Here is a 15,825-nt window from a genome sequence, read left to right on the forward strand (position 1 = left end):
CGGCGGGGTATGAGCAGCTGCTTGCACCCCGCTTTTTCTTGCCCGGCCACCGCTAGAATGAAAGCTATGGAAACCCACAAACAAAAAGCAGATCTGGCTGATAAGGCCGCCCGGGCGGCCGCCGGAGAAGACCTCTCGGCCCCCGTCCCCGAAAAATTCCATCGCCAGCCCTATTCCTTTGTTCGCCGCGGAGACCGCCTGACCGCCCGCCGTCAGAAGGCCTGGGATACCTACGCCCCCACTCATGTGCTTGACCTGCCCCGCAACATCGGCGACACCTCGGTCGCTGAGGGCGCGGTCTTTGACCAGCAGACCCTGTACGGACGCACCGACGCCCCTCTCGTTGTTGAAATCGGCTCCGGCCTGGGCGAGGCCATCGTCAATCGTGCCACCCAGGTGCCCGAGGCTAACTTCCTGGCTGTTGAGGTCTATACCCCCGGTATCGCTGACCTGCTCCTGAAGATGGGGCAGGCCGGGGCCGAGAACGTGCGTGTAGCTCAAGCCAACGCCCCCGAGCTGCTCGATAACCTACTCGAAGAGTCTTCTGTTGATGAGCTCTGGGTCTTCTTCCCCGACCCCTGGCACAAGGCTCGCCACCACAAGCGTCGTCTGGTCTCCCCTGCCTTTGCAGATAAGGTAGCCCGGGTTCTCAAGCCCGGTGGTATCTGGCGTCTGGCCACCGACTGGGAAGAATATGCCCTGGTCATGCGCGAGGTACTTGATGCTCACCCCGAGTTCACCAATGCCCACGCCGGTGAAAACACCACCGAGGAAGACCCTGTTGGCGGCTGGGCCCCTCGCTGGGACGGACGCGTGGTTACCAGTTTCGAACGCAAGGCAGGTGAAGCGGGCCGCAGGGCCCACGACCTGACCTACATTCGTCGATAAAAATCCGTTAGCTGTGTAAAAGAGGCGGGTACCCGCACACCTATGGGATGCGGCGGATACCCGCCTCTTTTATACGCTGAGGGTTTTCTTACTGCCCCGTTTTCTCGTAGGAGTCAATCGCTCCGGGGTGCCCCTGCATAAAGGCGTCAATCTCGGCCTTAGATGCGGTGAGCTTGGGGTCGTTGGCCAGGTAGTACTTGGTTTCCCTCACGATTAGCCCCGTCATAAGGAGCAGGCCAATCAGGTTAGGAATGGCCATGAGCCCGTTGGCGATGTCTGAGAAGGTCCAGGCCACGGTGAGTTCCATGGTGCAACCGAAGTAGACAATCACCGCGAAGAAAAGGCGGTAGGGGGTAACGCCGCGGCGGCCGAAGAGACGCTCGATGTTGCGTTCGCCGTAGTAGGCCCAGCCCAGAATGGTGGAGTAGGCGAACATGACCAGGCCAATGGTCACGATCCAGCTTCCCGCAGGGCCAATCACCGAGGCGAAGGCCTGGCTGGTCATCACGGAAGCAGAGATTTGCTCGCCGCTTACAGGGTCGCTGGCATGCCAGATACCGGTGACAACCAGCACCAGGCCGGTACAGGAGACCACGATGATGGTGTCGATGAAGGTCTGGGTCATCGATACCATGCCCTGGCGCACCGGGTGGGTGGTTTGGGCGGCTGATGCGGCGATAGCGGCAGAGCCCATGCCAGATTCGTTGGAGAAAATACCGCGGGCGACGCCGTACTGCACTGCATACATGAGGGTGGAACCTACAAAGCCACCGACCGCGGAGGATCCGGTGAAGGCGTCCGCAAAAATCTGGCCGAAGGCCGCGGGCAGGTCAGCGGCGTGCACACCCAGAATATAGAGGGCCCCGCCCACGTAGAAGAGAATCATGACCGGCACGAAGGCGCTGGTCACCCGCCCGATAGATTTGATACCGCCCATCAGCACGAAGAGGGTGATGAGAGCCAGCACGATGCCGGTGAGGGCTGCGGGCAGGTGGAAGGTGTCTTCAAGGTTGTGGGCGATGGAGTTTCCCTGGGCAGTATTACCGATGCCGAAGGACGCCAGCACGGCGGCTACCGCGAAGAAGAGGGCTAGGAATTTACCCAGGGGGCCCTTGATACCGCGCTGGAGGTAGTACTGGGGGCCGCCCGATACTTCCCCCTTGGCATCTGTGGTGCGGTAGCGCACGCCCAGGAAGGCTTCGGAGTACTTGGAGGCCATACCGAAAATGGCGGTGACCCACATCCAGAAGAGAGCACCGGGGCCACCGATAGAAATCGCGGTGGCAACGCCGACGATATTACCGGTGCCAACCGTCGCGGCTAGGGCGGTGGTGAGGGACTGGAACTGGGAGATGTCGCCGCCGGTGGCGCCGTCGTCCTTGCGTTCAAAGAAGGCTAGACGGTTAGCGACAAGTAGTTTGGTGAGCTGGATAAAGCCCAGCCTCACCGTCAGGTAGATACCGGTGCCAAGAAGCAACGGTATCAGCACAAAGGGCCCCCAGATGAGGGAGCTAATAGCGCTCAAGACGTCTTGAAAGGTCATGTGGTGTCCTTGATACAGGTCGCTGCGGGCGAGGGAGCACCGCAGCTGCGTGATGAATAAGGACGCCCCGCCGCAGGCGTGTGCACTGCGGTGGGGCGCCATTCAACTATAGCGACTCAAGGACAGGAAGACCTATATCGTCTTACCCTGTGTACCTGCTGACTAGCCGGTATTCTCTACATCTTACTGGCGGCGTCCTTACCGAGCTTCTGCCAGCAGTTCACGCACGCGCGGCATCACCTTGGTGCCGTAAAGCTCAATCGAGCTCATGGAGTGCTCGTGGGCCAGAGCGCCGTTAGAGAACTTAAGATCAAAGCGGTTGATGCCCAGCTTTTGAACGGTATCGGCAATTTTTTGCGCGACGGTTTCGGGCGAACCTACGTACAGGGCACCGTGTTCAATTTCGTGCTCAAATTCGCGCTCCCCCGCCTGGCCCCAGCCGCGCTCGGCACCGATCTTATTGCGTCCGGCAATCCAGTGCTCGCGCAGCTGTTTGCGGGCTTCTTCGTCGGTGTCGGCGATGTGGCCGGGTGAGTGCACAGCAATGGGCAGGGTTCCGTTGCCCAGCTGCTCGTTGGCCCGGCGGTAGAGGTCGGTGTAGGGCTTGAAGCGTTCAGCCGGCCCGCCAATGATAGCGAGCATGAGCGGGGTCTTGTACTGGGCCGCGCGGGCAACAGATTCCGGGCTGCCGCCAACGGCCAGCCAGTGCTTGAGAATTCCCTCGGTCTTGGGGTAAATCTCCTGGTTCACCAGGGGTTCACGATTGCCGGGGTTCCAGTTGAGGGGCTCCTGGGTGATGATTTTGGTGAAGAGGTCGAACTTCTCAGAAAAGAGGGAGTTGTAGTCTTCGAGCTTGTAGCCGAAGAGGGGGAAGGACTCGGTGAAGGAGCCTCGGCCCAGTACAGCTTCGGCGCGGCCGTTGCTGAGGGCGTTGATGGTGGCAAAGCGCTGGTAGACGCGGATGGGGTCATCGGATGAGAGGACGGTGACGGCCGAGCCCAGGTGGATGCGCTCTGTGGAGGTTGCCAGGCCCGCCAGGATGGTGTCGGGGGCGCTGACGGCGAAGTCAGGACGGTGGTGCTCACCGATGCCGAAGAAGTCGATGCCTACACGGTCAGCGAGCTGGCCCTGCTCTAGGACGTTGCGAATCACCTGGGCATGGTGCAGGCGGTTGCCTGCCAGGTCGGCGGTGGTGTCGCCGAAGGTGTCTAGCCCCATCTGGAAGGCGGTGTTATCAACGCTGGGCAGGCTGGGGCGTAGATCGGGGGCGGTGCTGATGCTGGTCATTTCGATTACCTTTCGGTGCTGTGTTGATCGTTTACAGGAGGTTCAACACCAGCCTACATTACTTTATTCCGAAAGTTTTTTGTGGCGCGGCGAGTAGCCATGTCTTAAATGTAGCGATGGTTGCCATCAGCACGAATCTCTTTCGCGCAGATGGCACCATCGTTACAGTCAGGGTCTAGGGGTCGGGTTTAGCGCGGCCGGTAGAGCACCACGGCCTGGGAGGTCTGGCGGACAGCCGGACGCTTGCCCCGGGCCAGGTGCACAGCCCCACCTGAGGTTCCGGCAGCGAAGACGCGGGAGCCGTCCTGCAGACGATTACGTAGGGCCTCATTTTCAGCCTGCAGCTCGCTCATGCGGGCCCGCAAGGCCTCCACCTGGTTCTCGAGCTGCATAATGCGCTTAATACCCTCGAGGGAGACACCGGACTGGGAAAGTTCCTGAACCTCCTGGAGTTTCTGCACGTCGCGCTCGGAGTAGCGGCGGGCCCGCCCCGGTGCACGCTGGGGCTGCACCAGCCCTAGCCGGTCGTACTGGCGCAGGGTCTGCGGGTGCATACCGGCAAGTTCGGCAGCTACAGAGATAACGAAGACCGGGCGGTCAGATTCGAGAGCCATTCTTAGTCACCAGCTTTCCTCAGCAGGTCCTCACGGGGGTTGGTCTGAGGCGCAATCGCGAAGAAGGCATCGAGAGCTGCCTCAGCTTCGGGTGTGAGGTTGGTGGGCAGCTGTACCTCGGGGATGACCAGCATATCGCCGGTGCCTTTCTTGGTCACGAAGCCGCGGCCCTTAGCACGCAGCTTACGCCCGGACGGCGAACCGGCAGCCAGACGGAGTTTGACGCTCCCACCGTCGAGGGTGGGGGCTTCAATGACGCCGCCCTTAACGGCTTCTTCCAGGGTGACGGGCACGCGCACGAGCAGGTTATCGCCCTCGCGGTCAAAGACGGGGTGAGAATCTACGCGGACGGTGACGATCAGGTCCCCTGCCCCACCGGCACCGGGGTGCCCCTTGCCTCGGGCACGGATTTTCTGGCCGTCCTTGACGCCGCGCGGCAGGCGAACCTGGGCCTGAGAGCCACCGGGGCGGAACACCGAGACCTCAGCGCCATCGTAGGCCTGCTGGAAGGTGATGCGGGCGCTGGTAGTGGCGTCCTCACCCTTGGGAGCTGAGAAGCCACCGCCTGGGAACCCACCCACACCGCCAGGGAAACCACCGGCGGAGCGTCCGGCCCCGCCAAAGCCAGCACCGCCGCCGAACATGCCGCCCAGCAGGTCTTCAATGTTGATGCCACCAGCACCGCTGCCGGGGAAGCCACCTGCACCGCCGGGGAACCCACCAGAGAAGCCGCCGCCAGCCCCGCCGAAGCCTGCGGCCCCGTATTTACGGATCTGGTCGTACTCTTCCTTCTGCTTGGGGTCTGAGAGCACGTCATAGGCCTCTGAGACCTCCTTGAACTTCTTCTCAGCAGCCTCGTCGCCGGGGTTCTGGTCGGGGTGGTACTTGCGGGCCAGTTTGCGGTAGGCCTTCTTGATATCTGCCTCGGAGGAATCCTCGGCTACGCCTAGTACCTTATAAAAATCTTGATGGAGCCAGTTTTCGCTCGCCATATGCCTCTCCTTCCGAGGTAGATCTTGTGTCTTTTAGGGGGTAGAACTGGGCGGGCACCCAGCCTGACGTATCAGGCCGGGTGCCCGCCCGCGTCCTTATTCTGCTACCGCTACGGCTACCTGGGCGGTGCGAACCACGCGGTCCTTCACCTTGTAACCGTTGCGCAGGACCATGGAGACTGAATCAGGCTCAACCTCGCTGGTGGGCTGCTGCAGTACAGCCTCGTGCACCTGGGGATCGAAGGGTTCGCCAACCTCGCCGAATCGCTCAAGACCCTGCTTGGTCAGGGTTTCTTCGAGCTTATTGGCAATCGCGGCGAAGGGGCCTTCTTCAAGGTCGCCGTGCTTGCGGGCGGCATCGATATCGTCGATGACAGGCAGCAGGGCGGCAACCAGGTCGGCGATAACGAAATCGCGCAGCTGGTCCTTTTCCTTGGTGGTGCGGTTCTTGTAGTTGGTGAACTCGGCCTGAAGGCGGCGCAAATCCTCAAGACGCTCGGCGGCAAGAGCCGCATCAGCGTTATCGGTTGCCTCTGCACTATCGCCGACCTCGGTCGCGGCAGACTCTTCGCCTGCCGCAGCGTCAGCAGCTACACCTTCGGGCTCGGGGTGGTCTTCAGCAGCCGGGGCGGCGAAGGCTTCCTCCAGAGGGTCGGTACCCTCGGGCTGGTTGTCGACGGGCTCGTTGGTGTTCTCAGCCATGATTAGTTCTTCTTCTCGTCTTCTTCATCGATTACTTCGGCGTCAACGACGTCCTCGTCTTCAGCCTTGGTACCTTCACCGGCTGCTGCATCTGCCTGGGCCTGAGCGTAGAGAGCCTCGCCCAGCTTGGTCTGAGATGCCTGCAGCTTCTCGAAAGCGGCCTTGACGGCGTCATCGTCTTCACCTTCAAGGGCAGCCTTCAGGGCGTCAACGTCGGCCTGAACCTCGGCCTTGACGTCCTCGGGCAGCTTCTCGTCGTTGTCCTTGATGAGCTTCTCGATGGAGTAAGCGGTGTTCTCAGCAGCGTTGCGGGTCTCGGCTGCCTCGCGGCGGGCCTTGTCCTGCTCAGCGTGAGCCTCGGCGTCCTTGACCATACGGTCGATGTCTTCCTTGGAGAGGGAGGTACCGCCGGTGATGGTCATAGACTGCTCGGTGCCGGTGCCCTTGTCCTTAGCTGAGACGTGCACGATGCCGTTGGCGTCGATGTCGAAGGTAACTTCAATCTGGGGGACGCCGCGGGGGGCGGGTGCGATGCCGGTCAGTTCGAAGGTACCCAGGTTCTTGTTGTCGCGGGTGAACTCACGCTCGCCCTGGAAGACCTGAATCGATACTGAGGGCTGGTTGTCTTCAGCGGTGGTGAAGGTTTCGGAACGCTTGGTGGGGATCGCGGTGTTGCGCTCGATCAGCTTGGTCATCACGCCACCCTTGGTCTCGATGCCGAGTGAGAGGGGGGTGACGTCGATGAGCAGAACGTCCTTGCGCTCACCCTTCAGAACGCCTGCCTGAAGGGCTGCGCCCATGGCGACGACCTCGTCGGGGTTGACGCCCTTGTTGGGCTCGCGACCACCCGAGAGTTCCTTGACGACCTCGGTGACGGCGGGCATGCGGGTTGAGCCACCAACCAGCACGATGTGGGCGATGTCTGAAACCTTGACGCCAGCTTCAGCAATCACGTCGTTGAAGGGCTTCTTGGTGCGCTCGATCAGGTCTGCGGTCATGTCCTGGAACTTGGCGCGGGTCAGCTTTTCATCCAGGTGGATAGGGCCCTCAGGGGTGACGGACAGGTACTGCAGGGAGATGTTGGTGGAGGTTGCAGAAGACAGTTCCTTCTTGGCCTGCTCTGCGGCTTCACGCAGGCGCTGCAGGGCAATCTTGTCCTTGGAAAGGTCGGCGCCGGTCTTGGACTTGACCTGCTCCAGCAGGAAGTCGACGATGCGCTGGTCCCAGTCGTCGCCACCCAGGCGGTTGTCGCCGGAGGTTGCGCGTACCTGGATGGTGGAGAAGCCGTCTTCGTCCTTGCCAACTTCGAGCAGGGAGACATCGAAGGTACCGCCACCGAGGTCGAAGACCAGAATCAGTTCGTCTTCGTTACCCTTGTCGAGGCCGTAGGCCAGGGCTGCTGCGGTGGGCTCGTTGACGATACGCAGGACGTTGAGACCCGCGATTTCACCAGCTTCCTTGGTGGCCTGACGTTCGGCATCGTTGAAGTAGGCAGGGACGGTGATGACGGCGTCGGTGACCTTGTCGTTCAGGTAGGCTTCAGCGTCACCCTTGAGCTTCATGAGGGTACGGGCTGAGATTTCCTGGGCGGTGTACTTCTTGCCGTCGATGTCGGTGGTCCAGTTGGTGCCCATGTGGCGCTTGACGGAAGCGATGGTGCGATCAACGTTGGTGACTGCCTGGCGCTTTGCGACATCGCCGACCAGAACTTCGCCGTCCTTTGAGAAAGCTACGACGGAGGGGGTGGTGCGGGCGCCTTCTGCGTTGGCGATGACGGTGGGCTCACCACCCTCGAGGACTGATACAACTGAGTTGGTAGTACCGAGGTCAATACCTACTGCACGTGACATGTTTACTCCTTATGGTTTGGTTATCTGTACATCTTTCAAACAAGTTGAGTCGCGTGGACTCAACTCGTTTGTCTTGATATCTAGTTTGCCATGTTTTAAACAGAAGTCAACAGAGCTGAGTCAAAAAGACTCAACTTTTTTGCGCAGATAAAATTTAAACTAGTGGGGGAGCGGACGGACGCCCGCCCCGCCCTTGCAAGGCAAAGGCGGGTGACGGCGTCCACACCTTTTAAAACCCTGAAAATGAACACAAAAAGTCGGCACCCCACAACAAGGAGGTGCTGACTCGGCAAAGTTGCGCTAGACCCCAGCGCAACCAAGGGGCAACGCACTGCGTTCTAGAACCTACAGAAGGTGTTCTCTACCCACCGAAGACGCCGGAGATCATAAGCCCCGACAGGATAGCTATGGCAATACCGATAGCCAACATCCCTCCAACAAGCAGACCCATGTTTTTCTTTTTCGGGCCAGCGGGAGGCTGAGGCATGGGGCTGCCAATAAGGGTATCGGGCGCCTGAGTGCCAGGTACGGGTTGCGCAACCCCATCAGTAAATGCTGCCTGCCCGGCGGGAGGCAGATTGAGGTCTGGCGTAGTGGGCTGGTTGGTCATGGAGAATCACACCCTTCGCACATATAGTGTGTGCTAGCCAACTTTCCTGGTGATAATGGTCAGCTTGGTTATATTTCGTGCGGTGTTTACGTCTTCCTGTGCTATCTTTGGGCTCCTTTGCCGCCAGTTTCGAGCTCGACCCGTAGCACCCGTTCGTGAACGCAACATGTTGCAGCCACCGCCACATATACATATGTACGGTCACGAGAAGCAGATTTTAGGTGAGGTACGCAAAAGCCCCGCAGGTGTGTGACCTGCGGGGCTTTTGTCATCTCGAAAGAACTCAAGAAACTGGGTGTCTGGTGCTGCTCTTCTCAGTTCACTGCTGTATGAACCGGGCAAACCTTCTTGCCTAAGAGCCACCATCAAGTGTGTGTACCTGTAAGACTATACACAGGTTGCCCTTATTTTCCGCCTTAGAGCGAACTTTTTACCACTTTTATTCAGCTTCCCTGCCCGCCCACCTTTTCCCGAAAGCTTCATGGGAACATAGTGAGTATGTATCGAATCATGACTGTATGCACCGGAAATATCTGCCGCTCCCCCATGGGCGAGTACCTCATCAAGCAGGCTGCCACCCAGGCAGGGCTCGCCGTAGAGGTCGCCTCCAGCGGCATTTCTAACGAAGAAGAGGGCAACCCCATCGACCACCGGGCCAAGAAGGTGCTCGATGAGCTCAACATCAATACCGGCTCCCACCGAGCCCAGCAGTTCACCCGGGCCGATTTTGACCGCTACGACCTGCTTCTAGCCATGGACACCAACCACTACCGGGCCCTCAAGCGCCTAGCCCCTAACGACGAGGCTGCGGCCAAGGTCCGACTCATGCGCGAGTTCGACCCGGCTGTCGCAGAGCAGCCCCTTGACCGGCTGGGCATCTACGACCCCTGGTACGGTGATATGAGCAACTTCTACGAAACCTTCCAGATGATTCGGGACGCTGTGCCCGGAGTCATCAAACACGCCCAGGCACGCAGCAACTAACCCTCAGCCGTCCCCTCACTATCGGCCACGGGCGCGGCAGCGTCCAGGCTGAGGATTTCGATCATGCGTTCGTCGACGGTGTTGGCGCCGAGTAGGCGGTAGACATCGACGGCGTGGGTTTGGCCCATGCGGTGGGCGCGGGCGATGGCTTGGGCTTCGATGGTGGGTTTGAACTGGGGTTCGGCGAGGATGACGACGGAGGCTGATTGGATGTTGAGTCCAGCGCCTGCGGCGGTGATTTGGGCCAGTAGGACAGAGCCGGGGCGGCGTCCTTGAGCCTGTCGACGGCGGCTTGGCGTTCGGCTGGGGCATGGTGCCGGTGACGGTTCCGATGGTTTTGGTGCCGAGGGCGGTTTCGAGGCGGGTGAGGGCACCGGAGGTGGATGCCAGCCGCTCAGCAAGGGCTGCGCTGGCAGCTTCTGCGGCGCGGCGCTTTTGGCCGCCAAAGAGTCGGTTGAGCAGGCCGCCGCTCCCGGCCTAGATATCTGCCAGAAGGGCAGGAAGGTTGTCACCTGCTGCGGCAAGGGTGCGCAGGTCATCGTGCAGGGAGGGGTTTTGGTTGCGCCAGAACTGCTGGGTGAGCCAGGTGGAAAGGTTCTCGATAGAAGCGGGCGCCAACGGGGCGAAGCGGTAGAGGGAGCCTGCGTAGCCCTCAGGCAGGTTGAAGCGCAGGGCGGTGGGGGCGGCTAGGGCCGCGAGGGTGGCTTGGCTGCGCTGGCTGGCGTGGAGCAGGGCTGTGCCCTGGGCTTCTTCGGTGCTCATGTGTTCCCCTGGTTGTCGGTGGAGCCGGTTGGCTTGTTTCTCATTATGGCTTAGCAGGTCGCCCCAGTGCGGTAGCCTGAGGGCAGTAGTTATGGCAAAGGTGAAGGAGGCCGGGGTGCTTGAGCTAACGGGGCTAGATTCACTCGGTGAGGTGGTGGTGCGGGCCCACCAGCAGGTGCGGGGTGGGCGGCCGCTGCTGGTGGCGATTGACGGACGCAGCGGGTCGGGTAAAACCACCCTGACTGCTGAGCTGGCTACCTGGTTGAGCAAGCGGGGTATCGCAGCCGAGGTCTTTCATTTAGAAGGCCTCTACCAGGGCTGGAGCGGGCTGGCCCAGGCTGCCCTGGTATGGCAGCAGCTTGCCGAGGCCGTGGCGGACGGACGCGCCAACTCCCCCGAGACTGCCCCGCACTGGTTTGGCTGGGATTGGGGTAGCTCTCAGACAACCGGACCACACCCTTTTACCGCTGCCCAGCAGGCGGCGGGCGGCGTGCTCATCGCTGAGGGGGTGGGAGCTCTGACCGGCACCCACGATGTGGGTGTTTTCGTGGAGCTTGATACCGCGCGCCGCAGGCAGCGGGCCCTAGCCCGGGACGGAGAAACCTACCGCCCCTACTGGGACATGTGGGCAGAACAAGAAGCCGACCTGCTGGCAGCCTACGCAAGCGCCTATGCGGGGCGGGCGTCCGCTATGTTCAGCGGTAGGTCATATTTTTTCATTTCTGCAACATCACATTAGTTTCCCTATCAAATAAGAAACCGGCAGGCGTAGAATGGACGGGTTGAAAACCGCCCACAAGAGGAAGACCCACCGCCGATGACCTCAGCCGCCGCACCTAATCGGGGCCTGCCGCCGATTGCAATTATTACCCTGGCCTCGCTCACGGCTGTGGGCCCACTGGCCATTGATATGTACCTGGCAGCGCTCCCGGCTATCGCGGTTGATCTGGGTACCACCACCGCTTACGCCCAGCTGACCCTGACCGCCTTCATGGTGGGCATGGGCACCGGGCAGTTTATCGTGGGGCCGCTTTCAGACAAGACCGGGCGCCGTCTGCCCCTCCTCATTGGTGTAACCCTCTGCGCCCTCTCAGCCCTGGTCTGCGTCTTTGCGCCGACCATTGAGCTGTTTATCGCGGCCCGTTTCGTGATGGGCTTTACCGGCTCCATCGGCATGGTGCTAGCCCGCGCTATCGTGGCCGATTCCACCAGTGGCCTGCAGACCGCCCGCCTGATAGGCATCATGATGATGATCAACGGCATCGCCCCGGTCGCCGCCCCGCTCATCGGCGGCTTCGTGCTGGCTCACGGTACCTGGCGCGATATTTTCAAGGTCATTAGCGTCATTATCTCTATTTCCCTGGTGCTGGTTCTCTTCTTCATCAAGGAGTCCCTACCGGCAAACAAGCGCCGCACCGGTTCCCTGCTCTCAGCCTATGCCGGCATTATCGAGGTGGCCCGAATCCGCCGCTACCGGGGGTTCATGCTGACCATGGTCCTGGCCTTCGGTGCCCTCTTTAGCTATATCTCTGGTTCGCCCTACCTGCTGCAAAACGTCATGGGTCTGAGCGAAACCCACTTCACCTACGTCTTTGGCCTGAACTCCCTGGCCATCGTCCTTGCCTCCACCGTGATGACTTCCCTGGTGGGCAAGGTTGCCCTGCGCAAGCTCCTCGTCATTGGCACCAGCTCCCTGCTGACTGTCAGCCTGCTCCTGCTGGGCTACTTCCTACTGGGTACCCCTTCGCTTGTTCCCACCATGGTTCTGCTGTTTGCCTTCACCGCCTCAGTCGGCATGGTCTTTGGTAACGCCTCAGCCCTGGCACTCGGCGAAGCCCGCCATATTGCGGGCTCCGCGAGCGCCCTGCTCGGCACCGTACAGGCGCTGATGGGTGGCCTAGCTTCACCCCTGGTTGCCCTGGGCGGCAGCAGCGCCTACCTGCCCATGGCCTGCGCGATGGTGGGATTTGCGGCCCTCAGCGCTCTAAGCCTGGCTACTACGCCGCGGGCCGAGAGCGACTACGCGACTGACCGGCCCAAGCCCTAGCGAATGTCTACCCCACCGCTAGCTGCGCGCCAGGTAGCCCAGCAGTTCTTCGGTCAGCTCCTTATCGGTGGCCACGGGAGTGCCGTTGAGGTGGGTGACCGGCGCCAGTAGACGCACCGAGGATGCCAGCCACACGGCGTCCGCCTCCAGCAGGTCCTGGGGGTAGAGGGGCCCGTAACCGAGCTCCCAACCGGCAGCGCGAGCACCCGCAAAGATAGCGCCCTGGGTGGTGCCGGGCAGAACGCCGTGGGCCGGTTCGGGGGTGTAGAGCACCTTCTTCTGCCCCTCGGTCTTGGCAACGATCACCGATGAGGTTGCCCCCTCAAGAATACGGCGGTCGTCGGTCACCCAGATAGCGTCGTCCGCACCGTGTTTGCCCACATAGCGCAATACCGACATGTTGATGGCGTAGGAAAGGGTCTTGGCCCCGGCCAGGAGCCAGGGGTAGGCGGAGTCTTCGGCGGGGTCGTGGCCGCGCGGTAGGAGCATAGCCCGCACCCCCTGCTCGCGCTGACGCAGAATCGTGGGTGAGGACGGGGCCACGGCCACCCAGGTGTGGGGGCCGGCTTCAACGGTACCGCGGGAGATGATGATTTTGACGGTGTGCTCTTCACCCAGCACGGTCTGGGGGCCCTGGGCAGCGGCGTCGACGGCTAGCTGCACCGCAGCCCGCAGGTTGTCTTCAGCGGGCAGGGGCAGGTCGAGTAGACGGGCGGAACCGGCCAGGCGAGTCAGGTGGGCTTTAAATTTACGGACGCGGCGGTTAGCGGCCAGCATGGTTTCAAAGACGCCGTCGCCACGGGTCAGCCCCTGATCTTCGATGTTGATGAGGGGGGCGGTGGCGTCAACCAGCTCACCGGCGGGGTTGGCTTCAGTTAGCATCACAACGGTTGTAGTCATACTTCCAAGCCTAACCCTTAACGCTGATGCTCCCGCGGCAACCTGGCGTTAGGGGCCGCGGAGCGGGAGCACCTGATGCGAGCACCATGTGCGGCACGAGCGTGTTTCGAGCCCTCTGGTCGGGGGCTCGGAGTCGTTGACCCGAGGTCACCCAGCGTGGGGTATGGTGACTGGGCACATACTTTCACTCTAACGCTGCACCCCGGGCTTTCTTAAAGATTTTGGACTTTTTAGGTCATGTTTTACTGCCACACCCAGGTGAGGGTGCCAGCAAGGCTCGATGTCACATAGCCGATGATGAGCGTTCCCAGACAGCACAGCAGGAAGGTCGAATCATCCCTGCTATAGACGGGAACGCGGGCCCAGGTGCGGGGCCCAGCACAAAAACCGCGGGCTTCCATAGTGACAGCCAGGCGGGTGCCGCGCCGGATAGCCTGCACCAGCAGGGCGAAGGTCTGCCCGGCCAGGGTGCGGACGCGGCGAAGCAGGGAGTCGCTTGCCCCTAGCCCGCGTGCCCGCCGCGCCTGCCCCAGGGTATGCCATTCGCTGAACATGAGCCCCAGCAGGCGCAAGGCGGCCAAGGCGGCTAGGACGAAGCGGGCCGGCAGTTTAGCTGTCTGTGCCAGGGAGTCACCCAGGTGGGTAGGGTCGGTGGTGGTGATGAGCAAGAGGCTGGGAAGAATCAGGGCCAGGCCACGAACCATCAGGGATATACCCACGGCAAGGGAGTCGATGGTAATCCAGATGAACCCCACCTGGAGTACCGTCTCCCCCGTTTTATCGGCGATCAGCGAGGTAGACCAGCCGGTGAGCAGGGTACCAATCAGCAGGGGCCAGAAGCGGGCCAGCAGGGCGAAAGGCTGCACGCCCCAGACTTTGAGCAGAGCCAGTTCAAGAGCAAATACCACCAGGGCTGTGCCCCAGTCTTTGATGAGCAGCAGCCCTATCGACAGCAGGAAGGTAGCCAGCAGTTTGGTGCCCGCATTGAGCTTTCCGGCACGGCTACGGTGGGCAGGGCCTAGCGCGAAAAGGTCAAGAGCCATGGGTGGGTTCCGCTTTCTGCAGGATCAGGCGCGTACCGCCGAGGGCCGCTACATAGTCTGTATCGTGGGTTACCGAAACAACGGCCAGCCCCCGGTCGAGTAGTTCTTTGATGAGGGTGACGAGCTCGGCCCAGGTGGTGGCGTCCTGCCCGAAGGTAGGTTCATCAAGCACCAGGATAGCCGGTTCGGTGGCCAGGGCCGTGGCTACCGACAGCCGCCGTTTTTCACCGCCCGAGAGGGTAAAGGGGTTGGCGTCAGCCAGGTCGGTAAGGCGCAGGCGGGTAAGGAGCTCATCGGTGCGGGCAGCCAGCCTGTCTTCATCAATCTTCTCCTTGCGCACACGGGCCAGGTGCCGGGGGCCAAACTCTAGTTCTGCGCGCACGGTGGGGGCAAGGAACTGCTGTTCCGGCTCCTGGAAGACCAGACCGATACGGTCAGCCAGCTCGGCCGCGGGCCAACTAGCGGGGTCGGAGCTACGGTGCCGGGCGGGTAGGCCCGCGGTGAGTGCCGCATGGGCGTAGATCTGCCCCGCAGCCGGGTAGATTAGCCCGGCAAGGGTCAGCGCCAGGGTCGACTTCCCGGCCCCGTTGGGCCCCAAAAGAGCCAGGTGCTCCCCGGAAGAAAGGGTCAGGTTGATTCCACTAGCCAGGGTGGGCAAATCGAGGGTAGGCACCTGCCCCGCGGCGATAGCGCGGGAGCGCTCCTTACGCTGGCGACGGGTAGGTAGCTGCCGGGTCAGGCTCACCTCGCGAGCCTCAAGTAGCAGGGAGGAGCCGCCCTCTCCCTGCCCGGGGCGGACGTCCGCCCCCACCTGCCCTGCCCGGGGCAGGTGGGGCACATAGCCGGGCACCCACACCCCACCGGCAATGAGCTGGTCGCGGGCTTGTTCCAGCACCTGCGCAGACGGGCCGTCGAAGCTGATTCCCCCCTGAGCATCGAGCACCAGCACCCGGTCAACGTGCTCTGCCCAAATACCAACCCGGTGTTCAATAACCACCAGGGTAGCTCCCGAAGCGGCAGCGGCGGCCAGGACGGCGTCGCGCACCTCAAGCACGCCCGCCGGGTCGAGGTTGGCGGTAGGTTCGTCCAGGAGCAGGGCACCGGGGTGCATAGCCAAGATGCCGGCTAAGCCCAGCCTCTGCTTCTGCCCACCAGAAAGAGCCGAGGTGGAACGGTCAAGGGGCAGGGAGCCCAAACCGACGGCGTCCAGGGCCCAGGTCACCCGGTCCCAGATATCCTCGCGGGGCACCCCCAGGTTCTCGGGCCCAAAGGCCACATCATCGCCCACCCGCGCCAGCACCACCGAGCTTTCGGGGTCCTGCTGCATGAGCCCGCAGACCCCGCGGGCCTCGGTGGGAACCTGCCCGTTGACGGTCAGCTGCCCCAGCTGGGTTTGGTCGTCCTCATCAACAAGCAGACCCGCCATGGCGTGCAGCAGAGTCGATTTGCCCGCGCCAGAAGGGCCCACCAGGAGCACCTTCTGCCCCGGGGCAATCTCAAAGTTCAGCCCCGAAAAGGCAGGGGTAGCCCGCCCGGGGTGGTGCCAGCCGAAATCACGGGCCACAAAGCGAGCCCCCTGCTCTACCTGCACGCGCCTGCCCCT

Annotated in this window: 16 protein-coding genes; 4 read left to right on the forward strand and 12 right to left on the reverse strand. The window is 61.9% G+C overall.

Annotated elements, in window-relative coordinates; all coding sequences use genetic code 11:
* Positions 1–66 precede the first annotated feature (66 nt).
* Positions 67–888 carry a tRNA (guanosine(46)-N7)-methyltransferase TrmB gene (gene trmB / locus E4U03_RS01340; RefSeq protein ID WP_135011199.1) on the forward strand — a complete coding sequence of 274 codons (822 nt, stop codon included), beginning with the start codon at positions 67–69 and terminating at the stop codon, positions 886–888.
* A gap of 88 nt (positions 889–976) precedes the next feature.
* Here the strand turns inward: trmB and E4U03_RS01345 are convergent, their stop codons facing one another.
* The 7 genes from E4U03_RS01345 to E4U03_RS01375 form a co-directional block, all read right to left on the reverse strand.
* Positions 977–2,431, reverse strand: a complete 1,455-nt coding sequence (locus E4U03_RS01345) for an alanine/glycine:cation symporter family protein (RefSeq protein WP_135011200.1) — start codon at positions 2,429–2,431, stop codon at positions 977–979.
* A gap of 198 nt (positions 2,432–2,629) precedes the next feature.
* Entirely contained in the window at positions 2,630–3,718 is a 1,089-nt protein-coding gene (locus tag E4U03_RS01350) for an LLM class flavin-dependent oxidoreductase (protein WP_135011201.1), read from the reverse strand.
* Between the two features lie 188 nt (positions 3,719–3,906).
* Entirely contained in the window at positions 3,907–4,332 is a 426-nt protein-coding gene (locus E4U03_RS01355) for a heat shock protein transcriptional repressor HspR (RefSeq protein WP_135011202.1), read from the reverse strand.
* Between the two features lie 2 nt (positions 4,333–4,334).
* On the reverse strand, positions 4,335–5,324 hold the full coding sequence (locus tag E4U03_RS01360) for a DnaJ C-terminal domain-containing protein (RefSeq protein ID WP_135011203.1): 990 nt from the start codon (positions 5,322–5,324) through the stop codon (positions 4,335–4,337).
* Positions 5,325–5,420: 96 nt separating this feature from the next.
* Positions 5,421–6,026 carry a nucleotide exchange factor GrpE gene (locus E4U03_RS01365; RefSeq protein WP_135011204.1) on the reverse strand — a complete coding sequence of 202 codons (606 nt, stop codon included), beginning with the start codon at positions 6,024–6,026 and terminating at the stop codon, positions 5,421–5,423.
* Positions 6,027–6,028: 2 nt separating this feature from the next.
* Positions 6,029–7,876: a molecular chaperone DnaK gene (gene dnaK, locus E4U03_RS01370; protein ID WP_135011205.1), complete on the reverse strand. Its 1,848-nt coding sequence runs from the start codon at positions 7,874–7,876 to the stop codon at positions 6,029–6,031.
* 361 nt (positions 7,877–8,237) lie between these two features.
* Positions 8,238–8,486, reverse strand: coding sequence for a hypothetical protein (locus E4U03_RS01375; protein ID WP_135011206.1), 249 nt, complete (start codon positions 8,484–8,486; stop codon positions 8,238–8,240).
* A gap of 510 nt (positions 8,487–8,996) precedes the next feature.
* Here E4U03_RS01375 and E4U03_RS01380 point away from each other — a divergent pair.
* Positions 8,997–9,470 carry a low molecular weight protein-tyrosine-phosphatase gene (locus E4U03_RS01380; RefSeq protein WP_245207631.1) on the forward strand — a complete coding sequence of 158 codons (474 nt, stop codon included), beginning with the start codon at positions 8,997–8,999 and terminating at the stop codon, positions 9,468–9,470.
* Here the strand turns inward: E4U03_RS01380 and E4U03_RS13070 are convergent.
* Together E4U03_RS13070 and E4U03_RS01390 are read right to left on the reverse strand one after the other, a co-directional pair.
* Entirely contained in the window at positions 9,467–9,982 is a 516-nt protein-coding gene (locus E4U03_RS13070) for a C-terminal helicase domain-containing protein (protein WP_209304102.1), read from the reverse strand. The genes E4U03_RS01380 and E4U03_RS13070 overlap by 4 nt on opposite strands.
* Positions 9,948–10,232: a hypothetical protein gene (locus E4U03_RS01390; protein WP_135011209.1), complete on the reverse strand. Its 285-nt coding sequence runs from the start codon at positions 10,230–10,232 to the stop codon at positions 9,948–9,950. The genes E4U03_RS13070 and E4U03_RS01390 overlap by 35 nt, the downstream gene beginning before the upstream one ends.
* 91 nt (positions 10,233–10,323) lie before the next feature.
* On the opposite strand from E4U03_RS01390, the gene E4U03_RS01395 reads away from it, so the two are divergent.
* Together E4U03_RS01395 and E4U03_RS01400 are read left to right on the forward strand one after the other, a co-directional pair.
* Positions 10,324–10,971, forward strand: coding sequence for a hypothetical protein (locus E4U03_RS01395; RefSeq protein ID WP_135011210.1), 648 nt, complete (start codon positions 10,324–10,326; stop codon positions 10,969–10,971).
* A gap of 78 nt (positions 10,972–11,049) precedes the next feature.
* Positions 11,050–12,279 (forward strand): multidrug effflux MFS transporter, encoded by a 1,230-nt coding sequence (locus E4U03_RS01400; RefSeq protein WP_135011211.1) that lies wholly within the window; start codon positions 11,050–11,052, stop codon positions 12,277–12,279.
* A gap of 18 nt (positions 12,280–12,297) precedes the next feature.
* On the opposite strand, the gene E4U03_RS01405 is transcribed toward E4U03_RS01400, so the two are convergent.
* From E4U03_RS01405 to E4U03_RS01415, 3 genes are all read right to left on the reverse strand, one after another.
* Complete coding sequence (locus E4U03_RS01405) at positions 12,298–13,179, reverse strand: aminotransferase class IV (protein WP_135011212.1); 882 nt, start codon at positions 13,177–13,179, stop codon at positions 12,298–12,300.
* A 242-nt stretch (positions 13,180–13,421) separates the two neighbouring features.
* Positions 13,422–14,222, reverse strand: a complete 801-nt coding sequence (locus E4U03_RS01410) for an energy-coupling factor transporter transmembrane component T family protein (RefSeq protein ID WP_135011213.1) — start codon at positions 14,220–14,222, stop codon at positions 13,422–13,424.
* A complete protein-coding gene (locus E4U03_RS01415) occupies positions 14,212–15,813 on the reverse strand; it encodes an ABC transporter ATP-binding protein (RefSeq protein ID WP_135011214.1) in 1,602 nt (533 codons plus the stop codon). The genes E4U03_RS01410 and E4U03_RS01415 overlap by 11 nt, the downstream gene beginning before the upstream one ends.
* Between the last annotated feature and the right edge of the window lie 12 nt (positions 15,814–15,825).

This window comes from Rothia nasimurium (assembly GCF_004569295.1).
Taxonomy (GTDB): Bacteria; Actinomycetota; Actinomycetes; order Actinomycetales; family Micrococcaceae; genus Rothia; species Rothia nasimurium_B.